At 58.8% G+C, this 23,721-nt stretch carries 15 protein-coding genes; 4 read left to right on the top strand and 11 right to left on the bottom strand.

The annotated features are described in order from the left end of the window. Positions 1-180 precede the first annotated feature (180 nt). From GXM19_RS01905 to GXM19_RS01865, 9 genes are all read right to left on the bottom strand, one after another. Complete coding sequence (locus GXM19_RS01905; RefSeq protein WP_006234076.1) at positions 181-1,275, bottom strand: polysaccharide pyruvyl transferase family protein; 1,095 nt, start codon at positions 1,273-1,275, stop codon at positions 181-183. A 2-nt stretch (positions 1,276-1,277) separates the two neighbouring features. Further along, complete coding sequence (locus GXM19_RS01900) at positions 1,278-2,285, bottom strand: glycosyltransferase family 2 protein (RefSeq protein WP_006234077.1); 1,008 nt, start codon at positions 2,283-2,285, stop codon at positions 1,278-1,280. Positions 2,286-2,303: 18 nt separating this feature from the next. Then, positions 2,304-3,317, bottom strand: a complete 1,014-nt coding sequence (locus GXM19_RS01895) for a capsular polysaccharide synthesis protein (protein WP_006234078.1) — start codon at positions 3,315-3,317, stop codon at positions 2,304-2,306. Continuing rightward, positions 3,310-4,593, bottom strand: a complete 1,284-nt coding sequence (locus tag GXM19_RS01890) for a glycosyltransferase family 4 protein (protein WP_006234079.1) — start codon at positions 4,591-4,593, stop codon at positions 3,310-3,312. Before GXM19_RS01890 ends, GXM19_RS01895 begins: the two co-directional genes overlap by 8 nt. After that, the gene (locus GXM19_RS01885) at positions 4,590-5,714 is read right to left on the bottom strand and encodes a glycosyltransferase family 4 protein (RefSeq protein WP_006234080.1); all 1,125 of its coding nucleotides are present in this window, start codon (positions 5,712-5,714) and stop codon (positions 4,590-4,592) included. Before GXM19_RS01885 ends, GXM19_RS01890 begins: the two co-directional genes overlap by 4 nt. Further along, positions 5,715-6,434 carry a sugar transferase gene (locus GXM19_RS01880; protein ID WP_239057632.1) on the bottom strand — a complete coding sequence of 240 codons (720 nt, stop codon included), beginning with the start codon at positions 6,432-6,434 and terminating at the stop codon, positions 5,715-5,717. It abuts the gene before it with no gap. A 116-nt stretch (positions 6,435-6,550) separates the two neighbouring features. Next, positions 6,551-7,141, bottom strand: a complete 591-nt coding sequence (locus GXM19_RS01875; RefSeq protein WP_006234082.1) for a hypothetical protein — start codon at positions 7,139-7,141, stop codon at positions 6,551-6,553. 448 nt (positions 7,142-7,589) lie between these two features. After that, positions 7,590-9,353 (bottom strand): threonine--tRNA ligase, encoded by a 1,764-nt coding sequence (gene thrS / locus GXM19_RS01870; protein ID WP_040358213.1) that lies wholly within the window; start codon positions 9,351-9,353, stop codon positions 7,590-7,592. A gap of 248 nt (positions 9,354-9,601) precedes the next feature. Then, positions 9,602-10,033, bottom strand: a complete 432-nt coding sequence (locus GXM19_RS01865) for a double zinc ribbon domain-containing protein (RefSeq protein ID WP_006234085.1) — start codon at positions 10,031-10,033, stop codon at positions 9,602-9,604. 406 nt (positions 10,034-10,439) lie between these two features. Here GXM19_RS01865 and GXM19_RS01860 point away from each other — a divergent pair, with 406 nt between their 5' ends. From GXM19_RS01860 to GXM19_RS01845, 4 genes are all read left to right on the top strand, one after another. Then, complete coding sequence (locus tag GXM19_RS01860; RefSeq protein WP_040358219.1) at positions 10,440-11,897, top strand: NAD(P)/FAD-dependent oxidoreductase; 1,458 nt, start codon at positions 10,440-10,442, stop codon at positions 11,895-11,897. A 1-nt stretch (position 11,898) separates the two neighbouring features. Further along, positions 11,899-13,281 carry an NAD(P)/FAD-dependent oxidoreductase gene (locus GXM19_RS01855; protein WP_006234087.1) on the top strand — a complete coding sequence of 461 codons (1,383 nt, stop codon included), beginning with the start codon at positions 11,899-11,901 and terminating at the stop codon, positions 13,279-13,281. 3 nt (positions 13,282-13,284) lie between these two features. Further along, positions 13,285-13,683 (top strand): DUF1667 domain-containing protein, encoded by a 399-nt coding sequence (locus GXM19_RS01850; protein WP_006234088.1) that lies wholly within the window; start codon positions 13,285-13,287, stop codon positions 13,681-13,683. 468 nt (positions 13,684-14,151) lie between these two features. Continuing rightward, positions 14,152-15,240, top strand: coding sequence for a M24 family metallopeptidase (locus GXM19_RS01845; RefSeq protein ID WP_006234089.1), 1,089 nt, complete (start codon positions 14,152-14,154; stop codon positions 15,238-15,240). 59 nt (positions 15,241-15,299) lie between these two features. Here the strand turns inward: GXM19_RS01845 and GXM19_RS01840 are convergent, their stop codons facing one another. Then, complete coding sequence (locus GXM19_RS01840; protein WP_040358202.1) at positions 15,300-16,490, bottom strand: IS256 family transposase; 1,191 nt, start codon at positions 16,488-16,490, stop codon at positions 15,300-15,302. 318 nt (positions 16,491-16,808) lie between these two features. Beyond that, positions 16,809-23,261 (bottom strand): Ig-like domain-containing protein, encoded by a 6,453-nt coding sequence (locus GXM19_RS01835; RefSeq protein WP_006234090.1) that lies wholly within the window; start codon positions 23,259-23,261, stop codon positions 16,809-16,811. Between the last annotated feature and the right edge of the window lie 460 nt (positions 23,262-23,721).

The following is a 23,721-nucleotide window of genomic DNA, read 5'->3' as shown; positions in this document are numbered from 1 at the left end:
GCCCCCTTGCTAAACCTCCTTTTCGAAGCTAGCGAGAGAAATAGCGACACAGAGATCATGAGTAAAGCGACAGGTTTCATGATCAAGATAAGACGGTTGTTGGTAGAAAAAACTAATATCAGCAACAGAAACGGTATAAAGAAATCTTCAATTGGAACAGATGAGATTAATTGTCGTGCTCTATTCATTGGTGCAAATACCGTTCAGATAAGAAAGAGCACGAACCTTTTCCTCAGCAATTACCTTGCGGGCCGTACAAAAATCGCGGGATATATCTAATTCACAGTCATCCAAGGATTCAATAATGGAGTCAGTAAGACCAGTCAACTTCAACAGATTCTCAGCACGATCGTTCTTCTTGAAATCTTTTTGCTTAGTTTCTACGTAAAACTGACGCTCAAAGATAATGGAAAAAGCAGTTCCGTGGAAAGAATTAGTTACAACATAGTCAGCATTCTTGAACAGGCCAAGGAATTCCTGTACCGAAGTGTCCATTCCACCGTAAAAATCGCGGTTCTTCAACCTGTCAATATAATCTTGACCTATGTTTACAATCTTCTTACCGGTCTTTTTAGCTAACAACCTTGCAAAATCATTAATGACATTCGACTTGTTGAGGCGATAGATGAGGATATAGTTGTCGAAGTCAGGGTCTTTAGCGAGCCGCGACCACTCTGCCGCATCAAGCAAAAATACAGGATCGACGTGCAGTTCACTATCTTTGCCCGCAAGCTCGCGGACCATTTTTTTACCAGACTCCTCACGAACCGAAATATGATTAAACCGAGATAACAGTCGAGCATATTCCGCCCGATACTCAACCGGAATATCGCTAATACCGAACGATGCAGCATACGAATTAATCTTCTGTTTGTCATCGACAAATGATAGGAAGTAATTCTTATCAAAATCAGAACAGGCATAATTAAACACCTGGTCACTACCAGTAATGAACACGTCGTATCGCTCGTTCGACTGATTGATGGTTGTAGAGTCATACATGGGGCTTAACTTCATATTTTCATTTATCATCGAACGAAAGCTCTTCATTTTTCTCTTTGCGGGAAAATAATTCATGAAGCTACGAATGTTTTGTTTAACAGATTTCGTCGAAAAGCCGCCGACTAGTTTATACAACTCTTCCATATGATCGCAACGATAATCAATAACTTCGGAATCGAAACCCAGCCCTGCCAAGGCTTTTTGCAAAGCATAGGTCTGCAAAGCGGCTCCATAGTTAATGGCACGATGAAATGTAATGACTCCGACTTTCATAATTATCCTTTCAGGGCAATTAGATTGAATACAGCTGAAATTAATCGAGGTTTTCTTGTTAACAGCAATTTATAAATTGCTGCATTAATTAAGCTCGACGACTGATAGGCTGACAAACAGTTGTATAGCTTTTCATCATTTACAAGGGCATCGAAAAAAGCCGTACGACCAGCACCGCAAGGAACGCGCCTCAAAGAAAATCTAAGCGACGCAAAAGCCCTGCCTGCATTTCTCTTACGGAAATCGAATCTATCCAGTCTCCGATCAAACTCATCCGCAAGAACTTGGCTTAGAGCATTTATCCTTTTAAGAACATCGTCATTCACGCATTTTGAATAAGACTTGCCACTAACGTGGTATTCGTACAAACAATTGGGAACGACGCTGACACTCGAAGAAGAAGCGAGAGCTCTAAGCTTAAAAACTAGATCCTCTGAGTAGACATCTCTTTCTGACGGAAACTGAACCCCATTCTCTTCAATCAGCAGTCGACGGTAAACAGAGTCCCAAACAGCGATACAGCCCGCACTATCATCATGGCCTGGCGTGGATACCAAATCCGCCATGTACCTATCAATTTCGTCTTTACTGCGCAGTTCCATTGACCCAGCTGGATGACTCTCAACAACCGCGCCATTCAATAAATCACAGTAACCGCCAACGACGACATCGCTACCGGAATCTCTTGCCCTGCTCAGCAACGTTTCATACATTGCCTTCGTACAGGTATCGTCTGAATCGACAAAAGCAATGAATTCCCCAGTCGCTAAATCTAAACCATAATTACGCGCAATTCCCTGGCCCGCATTTTCTTTTGTGAAAACCCTGATGCGATTGTCCTTGGATGCAAGCTTTTTGCACTTCTCAAGACTATCGTCTGTAGACCCGTCATCGATGAGTAAAATCTCCAGGTCATTAATGGTTTGCGAAACAAGAGAAGCGACACATTCCTCAATCGTCTCGGATGAGTTGTAAATGGGAACCACTATGCTTAAAAGGGGATTAGCCACAATGCCCTCCTCACTAACCTAGCGACAGTCGCCACAAACCAGAGCGCCATAAAAAGATTCAATTCCATTGGATTGGCTCGGATAATCTTGCTTCCATGAAAGCTTGAACAACCTTGTGTCAGAGGTGAGTCCGTCCCAGACGTGCCGGTCAAAGGGTTCGTCCAGCAGCGAGATGAGATCGTCGCAACGGGGGTTGTTGGACCCAATCGACGTGAACGCCGCGGCGATCGAGGGGTCACGGCGCTGAGCCAGGACGATGAGATAGTCGGTGAGCAGATAATCCACAAGTTCATTACTCTGGGCCCAATACTCAAGGTAAAAGTCCCTAAGCGTTGCGAACACCCGACGGTTAGACGAATCGCAACCAAGCGAGTAGTTGGCAAACATGCCACAGGCAACGGATGCGTGGAGATAATCGGGTCGCTTGATGGACCAAATCGGAAGGTCCATGTACTCATCGAGCGAGCCGGTACAGAAGAACGTCGCGTCGAGCCACAGGCCGCCGTGCTCCGCGAGCAGGGACAGCCTTAAAAGGTCAGAAAGATGGGTGCGCGACATGACACCCGCGCGCACCTTGTCGAAAACCCAATCGGGGATATGAGCGTAGTCGGAGAGATTCTCTTCCGTTATGACGATGACCTCGTGCCCGCCGGCGTTGCGGCGCACGGAGTCGATGCACGCCCTCACGATCTCGGGCGCGTTCTCCTCGCCCTGCCACCAGCACATCCAGATCTTCCCCTCGAGGGCGGGATCGGACGGCGGCAGCGGCGCATCGTAGTCGTATGACTCGAAGAAATCGCCGAAGCGGTTCTCGAGATATTTGAGCACGGTCTCGTGCTTGCGCAGCAACCGCCCCCTTACCGCAGGCGGTTCCTTGTACCCGTTGCGGCTCATGACCTGGATGTCGAGCTTCGCCCGAAACGTGTTGATCGCCTCGGGCCACGACGTGGCCCTGGCGATTCGGAACGTGGCGCCGATCTCCTCGCAGGAGCGGTGCACGATCCTCTTGATGCTGTTATGGCCGTTAGCCATCGATTGACTCCTTATACAGGTTCACGAGGTCGTTCATGAACTTCTCGCGCGAGCAGTTTTCCATGACGTAGGAGCGGCAGTTGCGCTGAAGCATCGAGTAAGCGGACCGGTCCAAGAACGCACTCGTGCCGCGCAAGATGGCATCCGCCATCGACGGGACATCCCCGGGCTCGCAAATGAACCCCGTTTTCCCTTCGTCGACCAACTCAGGGATTCCGCCAATATTTGTGCCAACGACGGGCGTGCCGGCAGCGAAAGCCTCCACGATCGAGTACGGCATGTTCTCTCGCCATCTCGAACTCGCGATGGCGAGAGACGCTCTCTCCACATACGCTTGCAGTGCCCCACCGGTCTGATAACCGGCGAACTCGATGCGAGACGCACAGCCCAACGAAGACGCGAGCGTTTTGAATTCGGCGGCATCCGGGCCGTCGCCGACGACAACCAGGCGCATGCCCTGCGGAAGGTTCGGCAAGGCGGCATCGAAGGCCCTCAGCAGCGTGTCGACGCCCTTCTCGGCAGAGAGCCGCCCGAAGAACAGGAGGTAGGGGTTCTCCCTGTCGGTCGCATCCGCCCCGGCATTCGCCGCGCGGTCGAGGATCGCGTCGTCGGCGAAGTTCTGCAGGAAGACGACCTTGTCCTCGGGCCAACCGCCCTCGATGAGCTTGGAGCGCATGAACCTGGAGGGGGCGATTACCCTGTCGATCCTTCGGTTTGACTTATGGGCCCTGTTGAAGGACGCCTCCATCGCCGCCAGCGCGCTCTTCGCGCGCGAGCCCTTCACGCAGCGGCGCTCGATACAGTGGCGGTAGCGCCCGTCCTCGAGGCACGCGTCGCAGACGCGCCCGTCGCCGTCGAGCATGAGATAGCCGGGGCAGACGGTCACGTAATCGTGGGCCGTGTAGAAGACCGGAACCTTGTTCTCCCTCAGGTAGGGGGCGTCGAGAATGGATAGCGTGATCTGCCTGTGCACGTTGTTGAGGTGGACGACATCGGGGCGGAACTCCTCGCAGAGGGCCTGGAAGTTGCGCTTCGCCTCTGGCGAATAAATCAGCGCCATGCCGTCGCGCGCCGCCTTGAGCGGATTCTTGACGTTGTTGTACTCGCGCTGCGTCACGAAATACTTATCCCACCCGCAGGGCAGGTTGTCAGGGTGCCTCATCGAGAAATAGGCCACCTCATGCCCCATGCGCTCAAGCTCGGATCCGACGGTGAGGTAATAGGTCTCCGCACCGCCCTTGCGGTAGTGGAACTTGTTTACGAGAAGGATCCTCATAGGCCTTCACCCCCGTAGACGGCAAGGGTCCGCTCGATGACGGAATCCCAGTTGCAGGTTTTCTCGACATGCGCCTTGGCGGCCCCGCCAAGGACTCTCCCGCGGTCGCCTTCAGCAAGTAGGCCTTGCAGCGCGGCCTGCAGGGAATCGGCACTGCCCTTCTCGAACGTCACGCCGTTGCCGGCGAGGACGTCCGCGCACTCGGGGATGTCGCTCGTCACGCAGCAGCGGCCGTATGCCATGGCCTCCAGCAGGCTCATGGGCATGCCCTCCACGTCGGAGGGCAGCACGTAGGCGTAGCAGTTGGAGTACAGCTCCTCCAGGGGCTCGCCGTTGACGAACCCGGTGAAGAGGACGCGGGGGTCGCCCTGGGCGGCCTCGCGAAGGGACGCCTCGTACTCGGAGGTGTCCGATCCGCCGCCGGCGATGACGAGCCTCTTGTCCGTGTCGAACTTCTCGAAGGCCTCGATCAGGAGCTCGGGCCGCTTCTCGGGGACGAGCCTGCCCAGGTACAGCAGGTAGGAGCCCGCATCGAGCCCCCACTTCTCCTTTATCCGGTTGGCCGGCCTCGGCTGCTTCGGCTCGATACCGTTGGGGATGAACGTCGCCGTGCGGCCGTAGACGTCCTGAAAGTAGGACTGGACCGATTTGGACAAGACGATAAGGCCGTCGGCCTTGGTGGCGGCGGTCTTCTCCCCCATCTTGATGTAGGTGCTGGCGAGCCTGCCCCACTTGGCACGCTGCCAATCCAGGCCGTGGATGGTCGCCACGGTGCGAATGCCAGCGTGCTTGGCCAGCGCGAGCGGCACGCAAGGGCCCTCGGCGTGATAATGGATCACGTCGGGGCGGTCCTTGATAGCCGCCTTGGTAGCAAAATATGAGGACGAGAGGGCGGCGAGGCCCTTCCTGTCGATTGTCTTAACCGGCACGACGCGCACGCCGTCGACGACGCGCTCGCGGCAGTCCGCGGCGTCGCCGGTCATGACGTCCGCGCCGGAGCGGTCGTAGCAGGTGACCTCGTGGCCTAGCGCCGCCATGCGGCGGGCGAGCTCGGTCACGACGACCTCCACGCCTCCCTCGCGGGAGCCGTATCTCTTGTGTCCGATCATCGCGATGCGCATCTAGCACGCACCCTTGCCGGTGAAGACCTCGATCACCGTGAGGACGACGATCTTGAGGTCCGTTATGGGGCCGCGCTTGGCGATGTACTCCAGGTCCCGGCGGACCATGCCGTCGAGCCCGGTCAAGTTGCGCTCCGTGACCTGCCACCAGCCGGTGATCCCGGGCTTCACGGCCAGACGCTGCAGGTCGTACTCGGTGTACTGTGCCACCTCATTCGGCAGCGGCGGCCTGGGCCCAACCACGGACATCTGCCCCAGGAACACGTTCAGGAACTGCGGGAACTCGTCGATGGAATGCTTGCGGATGAACCTGCCGATCCTGGTGACGCGGGGATCCTCCTTCATCTTGAACATGGCGCCGGCGATCTCGTTCTGATCCTTGAGCTCGGCGAGGCGCTCGTCGGCGTCCTTGTACATGCTGCGGAACTTCCACATGCGGAAGGTGGTCAGGCTGCCGTCGGGGCGGGTCTGGCCCACGCGGATCTGGCTGTAGAAGGGGTTGCCCTCGCTCTCGATGCGGATGGCCGCTGCTAAAACCAGGCTGGGGATGGCGATGACGGCCAGCACGGCACCGCTGAAAACGATGTCGAACGTGCGCTTCACGGCCCTATAGGCCAGTCGCGAGCGGTCCCATTCCATGATGGATTGCATGGCCTTGTAGCGGCCGGCGCCTTCGCGCCGGTCCATGGCCTGAGCGATAAGCGCCGCCCCCGCAGGCACACAGCTCTCTGTTACTTCTTTAGCAGCCAAAATCCAACGTACGGCCCTGTCCTCCAGGACCCCCCCCCAATCGGTAAATTCAAAAATGCGAACGAACAGCCGGTGCAACGTCTCCCTTACGTCTTGATGGGAACGTCGAGCGGAAGCACTTCCCTAAAGCTGGAATCGCCTTCGCCTACGTCCACCAGGCACCAGCGCTTGCGACGGTCGATCTTGTGCACGCGGGCCTCTTGCCCCACAAGTGGGCCCTGTTCTATGTGCAGCACGCCGTCTTCGATGCGCGCAACGCTGTTGCGCACCACGCCGTCTTCGTCCAGCACGCTGCGGTACCAGTCCTGTGCATCGTCCGGCATGGGCATGTACGCCCGCTCCCTACTGCCGGCGATGCGGCATCCAAAGCTCAGCTGGGCCAAAGCCCTATCGAGCGCAGCGGCATCGTGCGTGGCGACGAAGAAGTATTCCTTGTACATGGGTTTGGTTTGGAGCGACCAGGCGCCGTCCCGCTTAAACCAGAACTCCTTTTGCATCACAAAAGCGTCCTGCATCAAATTGTGCGGGATAATGCAGCGGACCTTTTCGCAGGTCTCACGCTCTTTTCCATTGGGGGTGTGGACCAGATACCAGCGGACGCGACCGTGCTGGCTGTTGGTGGTGACGCCGTTAAATGCGCCCGGCAGCTGCTCTTGGCGCCGTGCCGTCTGTTCCATGTTCTCGCCCCCTCTTTTGGCTTTGCGATGCACGCAAATGCAGGGGCGTTTAGAACAGGCTTCTCGCTCGCAGCTAGGCGCAGTCGCAAAAGTACAGGTTTTTGTATCTTTCGACGAAGCTTATTATACGAATAAATCCAGACCGTTTTCCCAGATTGCGTAAATTGCGGCGCGAGCGGACACATCTCCATACCCCACTACAAAAACCTGTACATTTTTGCGCAACAAAAAAGCCGCTCTACCAGCGGCTTTTCTTATATATGGGCAATATTGGATTGTTACGGGGACATTTCTGCTTTACCAAACGGTTACGGGGGTTGTTGGCATCTTGTGAGCGTTGCGCAACTGCAACTAATCCTTCCCAGCCCCTTGCTCGGCATAAAAAAGCGACTGCCCCGTGCATGGGACAGCCGCGTATACATGCGGTTTATAAACCTTTGGCGTCACCTTAGGCGCGAGTCTTGATCTCCTCGAGCACCTTGGCCACAAACTCGTCAACGCTCATCTGAACGGTCTCGTTAGAGCGGTCGCGGACGGAGATGTTGCCGGCCTCGACCTCCTTCTCGCCCAGGATGAGCATGTAGGGCACGCGATCGATGCTGCGGGCCTCGCGGATCTTGTAGCCGATCTTCTCGTCGCGATCGTCGCAGACCACGCGGATGCCGGCCTCCTCCAGCTTGGCGCACACCTCGTGAGCGTAGTCGCGACTCTTCTCGGAGACGGGAAGCGCCTTGACCTGCACGGGAGCCAGCCAGGTGGGGAACTTGCCCGCAAAGTGCTCAATCAGAATACCGATGAAACGCTCGATGGAGCCAAAGCACACGCGATGCAGCATGATGGGGCGCTTCTTGGTGCCGTCGGCGTCCACGTACTCCAGATCAAAGTTGAGCGGCATCTGGAAGTCGAGCTGGACGGTGCCGCACTGCCAGGTACGACCGAGCGAGTCCTCCAGGTGGAAGTCGATCTTGGGGCCGTAGAAGGCGCCGTCGCCCTCGTTGACCTCGTAGTCCATGTGCAGCTGCTCCAGAGCGGTGCGCAGGCCCTCCTCGGCACGAGCCCAGTCCTCGTCCGAACCCATGGAGTCCTCGGGACGGGTAGAAAGCTCAACGTGGTACTTAAAGCCAAACTTTTGGTACACGGAGTCGATGAGGTTGACCACGCCCACGATCTCGTCGGTCAGCTGGTCGGGACGCACAAACAGGTGGGCGTCGTCCTGGTTAAAGCAGCGCACGCGGAACAGGCCGTGCAGGGCACCGCGCAGCTCGTGGCGGTGCACCAGGCCAATCTCGCCGGCGCGAATGGGCAGCTCGCGGTAGGAGTGCGGCTTGGAGGCGTACACCAGCACGCCGCCCGGGCAGTTCATGGGCTTAATGCAGTACTCTTCGTCGTCGATGACGGTGGAGTACATGTTGTCCTTGTAGTGGTCCCAGTGGCCCGAGGTCTTCCACAGCTGCTTGTTCATGATAAGCGGCGTGGAAATCTCCACGTAGCCGGCCTTGTGGTGAATCTCGCGCCAGTAGTCCAGCAGCGTGTTCTTAAGAATCATGCCGTTGGGCAGGAAGAACGGGAAGCCGGGGGCCTCGTCGCGCATCATAAAGAGGTCCATCTCGCGGCCGATCTTGCGGTGGTCGCGCTTCTTGGCCTCCTCCAGCATGTGCATGTGCTCGTCGAGCTCTTCCTTGGTGGCAAAGGCGACGCCGTTGATGCGGGTGAGCATCTTGTTGTCCTTGTCGCCCTTCCAGTAGGCGCCCGAAACGCCGGTGAGCTTAAAGGCCTTGAGGGCCTTGGTGTAGCAGATGTGGGGGCCGACGCACATGTCGATGTAGTCGCCCTGCTGATAGAAGGTGATGCGGGCGTCGTCGTCCAGGTCGCCGATGTGCTCGACCTTGTACTTCTCGCCGCGCTCCTCCATAAGGGCGATGGCCTCGGCGCGAGGCTTCTCATACACGGAGAACTTGAGGTTCTCCTTAACGATCTTCTTCATCTCGGCCTCGATCGCGGGGAAGTCGTCCTCGCTGATCTTAACGCCCTCGGGCAGGTCGACGTCGTAGTAGAAGCCGTTGTCGGTCGCGGGGCCGTAGGCAAAGTCGGCCTGGGGGTACAGGCGCTTGATGGCCTGCGCCATGATGTGCGCGGCAGAGTGACGGATGACGTGCGTGACCTCGTCCTGCGGGAGCTCGGCCACCGAACCGTCATTGTAGAGTGCCTTCATGGGTATGTTTTCTCCTCTCGGATGCCTGATGCAAGTGCGTGCGATGCGCTCGGCGTTTTTGACTTGCATCATTATAGGCAGGTTGCCTTGGTATACAAGCGCCCGCCGCACCTTAATGGCACGGCGGGCGATTTTCTACGCATGCTTCATCGTGTGGGGCGGGGCTGCGGGGCGCGCGTGGGCTGCACGTGCGGCTTGCGCGTGGCGCGCGGTGCCCGTGGCTTGCAGCCGGCCCGGCGATGGATGCGTTACTGGATGCGAGTTCGGCAGTAGGGGCAAACCTTCCAGTGCGCATCGAGCGGGCGATGGCAGCTGGGGCACACGTTGCGAACCTGGGTGTCGCACACGGGGCAGACGACAAAGTCCTTCTCGATGGGCGCGCCGCACTGCGGGCAGGTGCCGTACTGGGCAAGTTGGCGCTCGCGCAGGGCCATGTCCAGCTCCTGCTCCTCGCGGTCGGCCGCGTAGGAGTGCGGACGCAGGACCAGGTAGGCGATGAGGCCCACAAACGGGATGAGGGCGATGATGCCCCATGCCACGTAGGCGCTGGCGCCGCGGCGGCGAGCGTCGATAAACACATAGACGACCGACAGCACATACAGGGCGATGATAAAGCCAACGAAGGCATAGATGACGCCCATAAGCTGCGGCGACATGAGCTCGGAGATGTACTTGGACATTAGGGGTACCTTTCGGAATATTAACAGTCCGGTAAAGTTTACCACGGGGTTTGTTTATATGGGACCACGGCTAGGGGCGGGGCTGGCGCAGACACAAACATCTCAATCTGTAACAGGTGGGAGCGGAATCCGGGTCTAGATGTTACAGATCGAGACAAACGGAGGACCCGCATGGCAAATGTCTCAATCAGTAACAACTGGGACCCAAATCCTCGTCTAAATGTTACAGATCGAGACGAACGGTTGCCGTAGTTGTCTGCAGACGAGCTTGTCGACGTTGCCGGGTCTCCCCTCGCCTGCCGTTGGCGGGTGTTGCGGGGCTGTTCGCCGCATTGCCGCCGCGCTGGGGGTGCGCAGACCGTAGGATAGTCTTATTGACAGCCTGTCAACTCGTCTGGGAGGCATTGTGACAGAAACGTTTGATATCGCGATTGTGGGCGCGGGCATCACCGGATGCGCTATCGCGCGGCAGCTCGCGCGATACGACCTTTCCATTTGCGTGGTCGAGGCGGCCAACGATATTTCGCTGGGCGCGTCGAAGGCCAACGGCGGCTTGGTGCACGCCGGCTATGATCCGGCGCCGGGCACGGTAAAGGCGCAGGTCAATGCCCGTGGCTGCGAGTTGTACGGTACATGGGCGCAGGAGCTGGGCTTCTTGTTCCGCCGAACCGGATCGATGGTGCTGGGCTTTAACAGCGAGGACCGTGCGCACCTGGAGCAGTTGCGGTGCAACGGCCATGTCAACGGTGTGCCCGAGCTGTCGATCGTTGGACCCGATCGCATCCACGAATTAGAGCCGCGCGCCAGTGCCGATGCAACGTGCGCGTTGTGGTGCCCCTCGACTGGGTTTGTCGATCCGTTCGAGGTCGCCATCGCCGCGCTGGAGAACGCCGTCGCCAACGGGGTGACGTTTATGCGATCCGCGCCGGTGGAGGCGATTGAGGTTGCCAACCAAGGCGCTGAGGCCGTGCGCTTTACGCTGACGACGCCCGCCGGCGATGTGCGCTGCCGCTACCTCATTAACGCCGCGGGCAACGGCGCCGCAGACATCTCGCATATGGCGGGCGCCGAGGAGTTCCAGATGGTCTGGCGCCAGGGCAACATCGTGGTGCTGGACAAGGAGCCGCGCACACTCATGCCGCTCTACCCCGTGCCGACGCCGGTGTCGAAGGGCGTCATCGTCACGGGCACCGTGCACGGAAACACAGTGATCACCGCGACGGCCGCCATTCGCGAGCCGGGCGACACGCAGACCTACGCGGGCGATGTGAACGCACTGCTAACCGGCGCGCGCAAGCTGGTGCCCGATCTGGACACGCGCCGCGTGGTGCGCGCATTTGCCGGCGGGCGTCCGGTCATTAAGGGGACGAACGAGTTCTTTATTGGGCAGTCGACCGTAGTGCCGGGGCTGTTCCAAGCGGTAGGCATTCAGTCGCCGGGCGTGGCGAGTGCACCGGCCATTGCCGAGCACATGGAGCAGGTGATGCGCGAGGCTGGTGTGGAGCTGCGCGAACGGGCCGACTGGAATCCGATTCGCCGCGCACCGGACGACTTTGACCGTGCGCCGCTTGCGCGCAAGGAAGAACTAATCGAGTCCGACCCCGCGTGGGGACAAATCGTCTGCCGCTGCGAGACGGTGCCCGAGGCCGAGATTGTCGCCGCCATTCGACGCCACCCAGGCGCAGTTTCGGTCGAGGGCGTCAAACGCCGCTGCCGTGCGGGTATGGGTCGATGCCAGAGCGGTTTTTGCCAGAGCCGCGTGGTGGCGATTATGGCGCGCGAGCTGGACTGCGAGCCCAGCGAGGTATTGCTGGAGGATGCCGGTTCTTGGCTGGTCGAGGGACCTTTGAAGGGGGTGCGCTAGGATGGCGACGGATATCGAGATGGACGCTGAACGCGACGCCGAGATTGCTGCCGCGGGCGCCGTGCCGACGCAGGCCTTCGACGTGGTCGTTATCGGCGGCGGACCTGCCGGTATGGCAGCCGCGCTTGCCGCTCACAAGGCCGGCGCGCGGGTGGCCATTGTGGAGCGCGAGCGGCACATGGGCGGAATCCTCCGCCAGTGCATTCACCCGGGCTTTGGTCTGTCGCACTTTAAGCAGGAACTCACCGGCCCCGAATACGCGCAGCGGTTTATCGACCAGGTGCGCGAAGCCGACATTGCGCTGTTCTTGGACAGCATGGTGATTGGGGTTGACGGGGGTTCAGGCGCAGCGGACGCAGGCAACGCCGCGATCCACACCGTCATGCTCATGAGCGCCACCGGCATGTTGCAACTCACCGGGCGCGCGGTCGTCCTTGCCATGGGTTGCCGTGAGCGCACCCGCAGCGAGATCAAGATTCCCGGCAGCCGGCCCGCCGGCGTGTTTACGGCAGGCTTGGCGCAGCGATACATCAATATCGAAAACCTCAAACCCGGCTCGCGCGCCGTCATTTTGGGCTCGGGTGACATCGGGCTGATCATGGCACGCCGCTGCACGCTCGAGGGGATTTCGGTCGAAGGCGTGTACGAGCTCATGCCGTACGCCAACGGCCTGCGTCGCAACGTGAAGAACTGCCTGGACGATTTTGGCATTCCGCTGCATCTGTCGACCACCGTCACGCGCGTGATCGGGCACGACCGCGTGGAGGCCGTCGAGGTAAGCCAAGTCGACGAGCACCAGGCGCCCATTCCGGGGACCGAGCGCGTCGTCCCGTGTGACACGCTGCTGCTTTCGGTGGGGTTGATTCCCGAGAACGAGCTTTCGGTGGGCGCCGGCGTTGAGTTGGATCCCCGCACGCGCGGTGCCGTGGTGGACCAGAGCCTGCAGACGGGCGTGCCGGGCATCTTTGCCTGCGGCAACGTGCTGCACGTGCACGACCTGGCAGACAATGTGACGACCGAGTCCGAGCGCGCCGGCGCGGCTGCGGCGGCATGGGCGTTGAGTAGCGGCACGGGCGCTGGGACGGACGCCGTGAGCGCGAGCTGCGAGCTCGCGGTCTCCCCCGCCGGCATTGCCGGCTACGCACTGCCGGGACGCATCACGGCCGCGGCGCTCACCAAGGTCAACTTCCGCGTGCGCCGGCCAGTCGATGCCGCCCGAGTGCGCCTCCTGGTTAACGGCGAAGAATTATTTGCCGGCAAAGTCCGTCCGTTTAAGCCAAGCGTAATGGAAAGCTTCCCGCTGACGGCAAAGGTGATTCAACGCGCACTCGACCTGGGTGCCAGCGAGATTGTCCTGTCCGTCGATCCCATCGAGGAGGCATAGCTCATGAGCAATAACGCAATCGATACGCTGCAGTTCAACTGCACCACCTGCCCATCCGAGTGCCTCCTAACCGTGGAGGTCAAGCGTGATGCCAATGGCTCCGTGGTAGAGGTCCGCTCCGTGACCGGCAACAGCTGCCCGCGCAGTGATAAGTTCGCACACCAGGAACTCACCTGCCCCATGCGCGTGCTCACCACAACTGTGGCCGTATCCGGCGGCGACGAGGCGCTGCTGCCCGTGCGCACGGCCGAAGCCATCCCGCTGGCACTCCACGCCCAGGCCATAAACCTCATCCGAGGCCTAGTCGTCAACGCCCCCATCCGCATGGGCGACGTCGTGCTAGAGAACCTCCTAGACACCGACATCGACCTCATCGCCAGCATGGACATCGACCGAGTCTAAGTAGCTAATTAGGGACGGGGCTCTTTTAGCTACCCCGCCATCCACCCTGCCCTCCTCAGTTGCGGTGAAATAGTTCCTGATTTCCGCCAAAACCCCGGTATCCAGGAACTATTCCACCGCAACTTTTTTTGGAATCGTTATTTAGCTTGTGCCTACTTTAGTGCCATTTCAAAACTATGCCGGATTACGGGGCTGGCTCGGAGACCTCCATCCATACCGGCCATTTTCAAGTTTTGATAAGCCTTCTACCTGCGGTTTTAATTTCGCGATTTTTTCCCATGGTCAAGTAATACAGGTCCAGCCCCGTAATCCGCCATACTTTTGAAACCAGCCCATTTGGAACGGCCCTCTTATGACTACTTTTGCCCGATCATTCTGCATGTTGGACACAGCTAAAATAGCCCCGTCGCAAATTGACTACCCTGGCATTGGGGATACCATGGTGGCACCCTAGCGAAAGGATGTTTCATGGCACATGTCGATGACAAGCGTGTGGCGCGCGTGCTCGATGCGCTCGAGGCTCAGCACCCCGGCGCACAGCTGCTCGTAAACGACCCGTGGTCGATCTACTACCTGACCGGCTTTTATGCCGATATGTTCGAGCGTTTTTGCGGCGTGTTGCTCGCGCGTGGTGCCGAGCCGGTGATCTTGGTTAACGCGCTGCATCAGCTGCCCGAGTACGACAATGCCCGCGTTGCCTACCACACCGATACCGATATCGTGGCCGACGCCATCGCTCGCGAGGTCGATCCGACCAAGCCGCTCGGCATCGACACCGTCATGCGCTCAGGCTTTTTGATGCCGCTCATGGAACGTCATGCCGCCAGCGAGTTTTTCCTAGGCGATTTTGCCGTCACCGCCGCGCGCACCCACAAGGATGCCGCCGAGCAGGAGCTCATGCGCGCGTCCTCGGCCGCTAACGACGCCGTGATGGCCGACGCCATCAAGCTCGTCCACGAAGGCGTGACGGAGCGCGAGATTGCCGACCAGATGCTCGGCCTGTATCGCAAGCATGACTGCGAGGGATTTAGCTTTCCGCCCATCGTAAGCTTTGGCGCAAACGCCGGCGACCCGCACCACGAGCCCGACGATACGGTACTCAAGCGCGGCGACGTGGTGCTGTTCGACATTGGCGGGCGCCATCGCAACTACTGCTCGGACATGACACGCACGTTCTTTTGGGGCGAGCCGGACGAGGAGACCGCGCGCATCTACGACATCGTGCGCCGCGCCAACGAGGCCGCCGAAGCACTCATCGCCCCGGGCGTGCGCATGTGCGACCTGGACCGTGCCGCGCGCAACGTGATTGAGGATGCAGGCTATGGGCAGTACTTTACGCACCGCCTGGGGCACTCGATCGGCCTGCAAGACCACGAGCCGGGGGATGTCTCGCTCGTCAACGAGCAGGTCGTAGAGCCAGGCATGACCTTCTCCATCGAACCGGGCATCTACCTCCCCGGCCACACCGGCGTCCGCATCGAGGACCTAGCCCTGGTGAACGAGAACGGCGTCGAGATTCTCAACGCCTACCCCCACGATCCGCTCCGCCTAGACTAGCCTGGTACCGTCAAGATTCTTTCGCAAATTGATTTAGCCGTCTCCGGCCCCGTCCTCTTCTAGCCCTCCGCCTTTCCCCTCAGCTCGTCCATCTCCTCCAGCTTCGACATGTCCAAGTACCTCCTCTTGCCCCACTCGTGCTCCACTATGTACTTCAGCCTCGCCGTCACCAACATCAGAGCCGAATTGCCGTCTGGGAAGGTCCCGACGACCCTCGTCCTCCTCCTGATCTCGCGGTTGATGCGCTCGATCCCGTTGTTCGTCCTGATCCGGCGCCAGTGCTCCGGTGGGAATTCCGTGTAGGCAAGCGTCTCGGCGAACCCGTCGCGCACCGTCCTCGCGGCCGCCCCGAGCCTCATCGATTCCAGCTCCTCCGCCACCTCCTCGGCTTTTCTGGCGCATGCCTCGCGCGATTCCTGCGCGTGGATCGCCTTCAGCATGCGCGCCGCGGCCTTCCGCCTGGTCACGGGAACCCTTCCCAGCACGTTGCGGTAGAAATGCACCGTGCAGCGCTGGTAGCGGGCCCCGGGGAACACCTCCTCGAGCGCACCGAGCATCCCCGCGCACTTGTCGCCGGTGACGAGCCGTACGCCGGAGAGCCCGCGTCCCTTGAGCCAGGAGAAGAATTCGCGCCAGGACTCCGCGGACTCGGTGTACCCCTCGGAGCAGCCGATGACCTCCCGGTCGCCGGCGGAGTTGACGCCGATGGCGACCAGCACGGCCACGTTCTCGTAGGACCCTCCCCAGCTGCGCTTGAGGTAGATACCGTCGACGAAGACGTAGGGGTAGCCGCCCTCGAGCGGCCTCTGCCGCCATGTCTCGATGGACGCGAAGGCCCTCTCGTTGAGGTTGGAGACGGTGCCGGAGGACACCGGCGCTCCCCACAGGAGCTCGGAGACGTCCTCGATCCTCCTGGTGGAGACGCCCGCCAGGTACATCTCGACGATGGCCTCCTCGACCGAGGTCTCGCGCCTGCGGTAGCGCTCGATGACGGCCGTCTGGAAGGTCGCCCCGCGGAGCTTCGGCACGCTGAGCTCGACTTCCCCGGCGCCCGTGACGAGCCTCCTCGTGTAGTGGCCGCTGCGGTAGGCCTCCCGGCCCGCCGTCCTCTCGTAGCGCTCGGCCCCGACGAGCTCGGACGCCTCCTCGTCGAGCAGTGCGTTGAGCGTCTCCTCGACGGTCTTCCTCACCAGATTCTTTATGTCGTTGCGCAGCGACTCCTCGTCGACTGATACGATGTTCGCAGACACGGCCCGTGCCCCCTTCGTCGGTGATTTGTTGTTTAGTCGCTAGAAATCATATGACGGGGCGCGGGCCGTGTTCCGCTATGCGGTTGTCAATTTGCGAAAGAAATTATGCGTCACCACTAGCCTCGTCCCCAAGCCCCCAAACTAAGTTGCGGTGAGATACGGACTGTTTAAGGCTTCTAGCCCATAAAACAGTCCCTATTTCACCGCAACTGCCAAGGGGACCAGAGCAGCAAAAGAAAGGCCTCCCGGCTCTCGTGGTTCGCGAGTACCGGGAGGCCTTCCTATGTCCTAGAGCCCTAACGCTCTAAGCTCGTAGCCTTACTCCGCGCGATGACGCAGCTTTTCGATCGCTGCGGCGATAAGAGCCAGCAGGCCGGTTCCGCCAAGCGCCGCGACGGTCACAGCAGTATTGTCGCCCGTCTCGGCCAGGCTTCCCTTAGCGGCCTTCTTGCCATTCTTCTTGCCCGAAGGATCCTTAGCATCGGGCTTGGCACCGTTATCCTTGCCGCCCGTCGGCTTCTGCACGACAGCAGGCTCAACAACCTCGACGGTAACCGAAGCGGTGAGCTGTTGAGGCGCTGGCGTCTCCGTAGCGCCATCCTCGGCAAGCGTCGCAATCGCCGCGGCATCGCCGTCAACGGGCATCGTCGCGGTAATGACGACGGTTCCGTTCTTGAGGGCCTTGACCTTACCGTTCTCGACCGTAGCGATCGTCGGGTCGGACGAGGTCCACGTCACGGTTCCACGCAGCAGCGCGCCATCGGCAGCATTGCGCGCCGCGGCAGCAAGGTCAATCTCCTTGCCGCGCTCTACCTTGAGCATGGTCTCGGCAGTCGTAGCCTTGCCGTTTTGGTCAACGATAACAAGCCCGCTGGCTGCCGGGCGCGGCTTAACGCGTACCATACAGCTGACCGTAAGCTCCGTACCGCGAACCTTACCGCCCACGGTCACATCATCGGCACCCCAATCCAGTGCGGGAACATTCTCCCAATCGACGTCGTAGTCCTCCTGGCTGCCGTCCTTCATCATCACGGAGACCTTCTTGGGCAGCGCCTTGAGCACATCGTCGGCAGAGCTTGCCTCAAACACCTCAACGGGAGCGAACGTCGCAGGCCTCACGGGAATCTCGCTTGCCGGCGTCTCGACGACCAGCTTACAGGCCGCCTTGAGCGTCGTGCCCTCAACTGACCCCTCGATCGTGTGTTCGCCGACAGCGGCAAGCTGCTTGTCCAGGCCATCCGTATTCCATGTGACCGCCGCCTCATCCGTGTGGCCATCGGAGTACGTCACGGCAACCTTCTTGGGCAGCTGTCCCGTCACGGTGTCGGCCTTGGCATCGCGCTCGACCGTAATCTGCGGTACCTCGGCTACCTTATTGATCGTCGTCGTGGAGGTGACGACAACTTCGACAGACAGGTTGCCGTTCACCGTCACGCCCTTGGCGACGACGCTGTTGCCGTACGTGTCGGCCGCGGCAGGAACCTCAGTCCAAGTGATCTCGGACTCCGCCGTCGTCTTGCCGTCCTTCATGCGAACGGTCGCCTTCACGCCCTTGAGCGCATCTCGCACGGCATCGGCCGATGCGCCCTCGGGAACGCTAACGCCCTCGACAGGCTCAACGGACGCCGGAATCTCGGCATCGCTCTTAACAACCATCACCGTGCACTTGGCCTTGACCGAAGAGCCCTCGACCGCGCCTTCAAGTGCGATGTCACCCAGCTTGCCCAAGGCATCTGCCGTGAGCGGGGTCTTATCCCACGTGACGGCAGCGGCCTTCGTCGAGCCATCAGACATGTTAAGCGTCACCTGGGTGGGCAAGGCAATGTCGTCGGCGGCAGTGTTGCGAGCAACCGAAAGCTTGATGTCAGCGACGCTCTCAACGACCGGCACCAGGTTGACCGTAGCCTTTACCTCAAAGCCGCCAACTGAGGTTTTGCCCGTAACGACAAAGCTTGTACCGTCATTCTTAATGGTGACGGCGTCCTTGGGAGCAGTCCAATCGATCTTCGAATCGACCTCGGATCCGTCTTTCATGGCGACCTTCACGGTCTTGGGCAGGGCGGCCACAACAGCCTCGGGCTTCGCCCCGTCGTCGAGCGTCACAGCGTCAACCGTACCAGCCAGGTGATCAGGAATCTCACGAAGCGGTTTGACGACCTTGATGGTGCACTCCGCCTTCTGATCCGTGCCGGCAACCGTGCCCTTAACCGTAACTTCACCTTCCTTGGCAAAGTCCTTGTCGGAGAGACCCTTGGTATCCCACGCTACCTTGGCTTCGGAATCGGTATCGTCAGAGTAGAACGCCGTGACCGTGGCGGGCAGCTTGGCCAACGCATCAGCCGCCTTGGTATCGCGCTCGACCTCAATCTCGTCAACGGTATCAAAATCCACGATATGCGCCGTCACCTTGACCTGAGCCTTTACGGTCATGCCGTTGTCCGTTAGACCCGTGACCTCAAACTCGGTGCCGGCACGGCCCAGGCTGTCGACCTGAGACCACTTAACGGGCGTCTCTTTCTTGGTCTTGCCGTCCTTCATGACAACCGTCACCTTGGACGGCAGCTTATCCATAAGGTCGCTGACCTTGGCATTGTCCGCAATCTCAATAACATCGATCGGCTCAACGTAGTCGGGCGTCTGGGCCTCCTGATCCACCACGGTCACATTGCAGGTCACCTTAGCGCCGTTGAGCTTAACCGTGCCCGTGATCTCCACGGTGCCGGTTTCGTTGAGCAGCTTGTCCGTGACGTTAGAAAGATCCCAAACGTCAATGTCAAGCAGATCGGTCGAGCCATCGGAATAGGTCGCAACAACCTGCTTGGGCATCTGGGCGTACAGTTCCTGTTTGGACGTACCACTGGCAACGCTAAACGACTTGGCCTCGAGCTTGGTGATGGTTCGCGGCGCCTCGGAGACGTTGACGTACACGATAGCGTTGACATTGTCGACATCCTTGAGCTTGCCGACGAGTTTATACGTACCTTTCTTGGCGAGCGGCTTGGAGAGGTCGATGCCGTCGGTGTCGGTCCACTTTTCGATCTCGATGCCGCCCAAACTGCCCCGAGTATCCCGCGCTGAGCCATCCGAGAAATATACGGACACGGCATCTGGCAGCTCCAGCATCGATCCGACCGTGGTGTTGACCACGACTGCCTCGGGCTGCAACGCAACCTTCTTCGCCTTCTTGTCGGCAACCGTCACCTTGGCGGTCACGTTGCCGTTCTCATCCACGCCGACCTTTTGGCCGTCATCGTCAAGCAGCGCCATAACAGCAGCGGCATCAAAGCCGACCACATGGCCCGTCACATAGAACGTGCCAGGCCGCTCGTACTTCTCGGGCGCGATCGGATCCCAATCAATAGCCGCCGTCGAAACGGAGCCGTCGCTCATCTCGACCGCAATCTTGGACGGCATAGCAGGCGCAGTGCCCGCCTTGGTGGTCACTGCGGTCTCGCCGTTATCGATTGCCTTCTCAACGCCTTGGATAACGATCTTGGTCTGAACAGTGAGACCGGTGTTAGTGCCGTCACTGTATCCGTCGAGGCCGCTTGCAAACAGCGTGCCAGACACTGTCGTGACCTGACCCGGCTCTCCGGTATAAACCGAGGGACGAACGTAATCCCATTGAACCTGGGCATTATGAGTTTTGCCGTCACTCGTGGCAACCGAGACATTCCACGGCAGCTCGGGGAAAACACCGCTGGCCGTATTAATGCGCTCAGGAACGGCAACGGAGATGACGGAACAGACGTCAACAGTGATTGTCGCCTCGGCACCACCTTGGAGCTTGCCCTTCACCTTAAACGAACCGTCCTTGGCATAAGCGTCTTCGGCGACACGGTCCCATGTGACCTTTTCGCGCTGGGGCTCAGAAGACACATCGTTGTCGTATCGAACCTCAAGGTATTCCGGCAGCATCGGCTTGGTGCCGGGGACGGTCCATATGGTTCCGCCCTGAACCGAGGTTGCCTTACTCGCGATCTTAACGGTGGCAGTAATCGGAACGTCGACAGTCTGCATGCCGTACCCTGCATTAAAGCTAATTGTTGCAGTGCCGCGTACCACGCCGCCCTGGGTCCAATCGAAGCCCTTCGTGTTCCACTTGGTCTCGGCGTATTTGTGCGAATAGTCCGGATGTTCTGCCGCATCGGGGCTGATAAGTTCGACATAGCCGGGAAGCATGGCGGTGCCGTCGCTGCCCTTGAGCACTGTAATGGTTTGTGGCTGAGCCTCCCAGTTTTTAGTCACGATGACGTGCACTTTCACGGGGATATTCGTTCCGGCGACCGTTCCGGTAATCGTGCAGTCCTTCTGGGGGCACCTATCGTAGGTATCCCAGTTGACGCCGAGACTGTCAAAAGTCGTTCCATCCTGCAATACGCCGGACACGTAGAAGTAGTCCAGATTGACTTCCTCACCGGGGTAAATAACGCGCCAGTCCTCGTACGACTGCCCAAGCGTCACGCCATTCTCGCTATAGTTATTGACGCCCTTGACCTCACTGCACACCGCGATCGCGTTGACCTTCGCCAGCGAGCCAGTGATAGTACCGGTAATTTCGTACTCGCCAGGCTTGCCGTCCAGCAGTTCTTGAGGAAACTCATCCCAGCTATAAGGCTGCCCCGACGAATACTGGGGATAGAACGAGCTGCCATCCGACAAATACAGCGTGGATGTGTAGCGCGGAGCCAGAAGTCCGGCGCCGGGAACATAAGCAATCTTGCCGATGTTGCTGTCCTCGAGATCGCAGACGTTGACCGTCGCCGTAGCCGGAATGTTAGAGCCGGTAAAATATCCGCTAACCGTAATCTGGCCAAGGTTCTTTAGGGCGTCCTGACTAATCGTCGACCACTGAACGGGGAAATTGCCTCGCGAGCCATTCCACATCGTGGCCTCGATTGAACCCGGCATATTAGGCTGGCAACCGATAAGCGTGCTTGTCGATGTCGAGGAAGGCATCTGCAGGGCGCGGACGGAGATGGTCGCCGTGACTCGGTTGCTGTCACCCAGCTCCACCTGAGTAGACGATGAAGATGAGGTATTGGTCCAATACGACAGCGAACCGGAAAGCTTAAACGATCCCTCACTTGCCACCTGCGTGTCCAAAATAGGGTCCCACGCAATGTTGCACTGCTTCTTTGTACCGTCGGTGAATGCAACCTCAACGCTGTAGGGAAGACCGCCGCCCGTTGTAGGACGTACGCCGACGGGCGTGTTAACGGGAGCAAGAGCGTCGATAGAGGCAACTTCTTTGACCTCGACCTGAGCAGTTACCTTTAGGCCATTAGCGGCTGAAGATTCGTTATATGTCACAAGCGTGCCCGTGACCGTATAGGTGCCTGCCTTTTGGAATTGAGACACGTCGGCGTTGTCCCAGTTAACCTGATAACCTTGGGTGTATGTAGTGTTATTTGACTGCGTAAACGGGAAATAGACATACGTGCTAAGAGGAGAAATGTCGCCGACCACGCGCTCGAACCTCAGAGAATTAAGATCGAGTACGTCCTTAGGATCTTTGACGGTAACGGTGCAGGTAACCTCACGGTAATCAAAACCGTTTAGTTTACCTTTAACCGTAAACGAGCCCACCTTAGAGTAAAGCGACGCGTCGAAAGAATCCCAAGACACCGGGATCTGCTCGGTGGCCCCGCTATCAAAGACAACCGAAGCAGAATACGGCAGAGACGGGACCTCACCAGTTAGGGTCGTACACGTCAACTCGGTCTGGACGCTCTTAACAGAGCGGACTGCGACCGTGCACTGTGCGAGCATAGAGGGATAGCTCTTCAAATGTCCCTCGACAACAAAGGTTCCTTCCTTTTGGTACTGATCAGCCGAGATCTCATTCCACTCAACAGGGCATGTATAAGATTGACCATTTGAATAATTGACCGAAATGCTGGACGGAAGCGCGGGAGCAATACTAGCTGCAGTCCATACCCATGAGCCATTACTGGTTGAACGGGGAACGTACACCTTAAGTACACCGCTCACTTCGTACGGCTCCGCGAGCGTGATCCAGTTGTTGTTCACGCTAACGCCGGTAATCTGTCCGGTAATGGGGACTTCGGATTCCTCCGTCGCCGTATCAAATGCCGTCTGCGACTTTTCGTCCCAATCAACATACGCCGAGGTCTCGGTGCCATCCGACAGCTTTACCTTAACGCTCGAAGATTGGATCTGGCCGTAGTAATCGGCACCGACATATTTTTCCAGAATCGGGTTGGCGTCGATCGACTCGACCGTAATGCCACTTTCGTTGCTCGTCTCTGTGACATCAGGGGCGTTTACTGCCGCCGGATCTACCACTGCCGGGTCCGCCGTAACAGCTTCGACAACCACGCGCTGCTTGACCGTCTGCGTGGTGCCGTCGACGGTACCCTCAAACTCATACGAGCCGGCAGGCAGCTGCGCCAAGGTTGCCGGAGCATCGGCGCCGTTCAGCTTCCAGATGACGTTTTCCTGCTTGGTGGTACCGCTCTCGTAGGTTGCCGTTACAGTTTGGGTCAGCGTGGCGTCGGATCCCTCGGCAACATGTAGCTCGTTCAGGCTGGCAAAAGAGGCGATCTTGTCTTCACTCTGGTCTTGCGAGGTTGCCTGACCGGTGTCCGCAGACGTGGCAGCCGCACCCGTCGCATCGCTTTGCTCGGCAACGACTTGGGTAGTATCACCCTGCATCATCTCGGCGAACGCCTGCGGCGGCACCGAGCCGACCGTCATCGTCAGAGCCAAACCCGCGGTAATGGCCACGTTGACATGCCTTCTGTTCATGTTTCCTCCCGACACGCTCAACGGACCAAACAGCACTGGTCCGATTGGCAAGTTAAGTTGAGCGTATCCTTCGCCGATGGAGGTTTGCAATATGCTACAGGTTAAGCGGCATAAATGGCTTCGTAAACGGGAGAAATCAGGTGACGTATCTATGTGACAACGGGGCGGTCCCTTTGTCACATTGCTATTACGTCGCGCCACGAAAACGGGCTATCTACTACGTTTAACCCGCATGGGTCGACCATAACCGAGTTTTCGCAAAAAACGCAAGCCGTCTACCTGCGGTTTTAATTTCGCGATGTTCCGTATGGTCGGGGGTAACCGGTCAAACGTAGTAGATAGGCCCACTTCGTGGCAAGCGAGTCAACTCGGAGCACAGGGCAGCTAAAAAAGCCCCGTCCCAAATAGACTGCTTTTGAGTTGCGGTGATATACGGACTGTTTGAGGCTTCTGGCTTGTA

The sequence above is a fragment of the Collinsella aerofaciens ATCC 25986 genome (genome assembly GCF_010509075.1).
Taxonomy (GTDB): domain Bacteria; phylum Actinomycetota; class Coriobacteriia; order Coriobacteriales; family Coriobacteriaceae; genus Collinsella; species Collinsella aerofaciens.
Note: the sequence above shows the minus strand (reverse complement) of the source record. Positions and strands in the feature narration are given on the sequence as shown.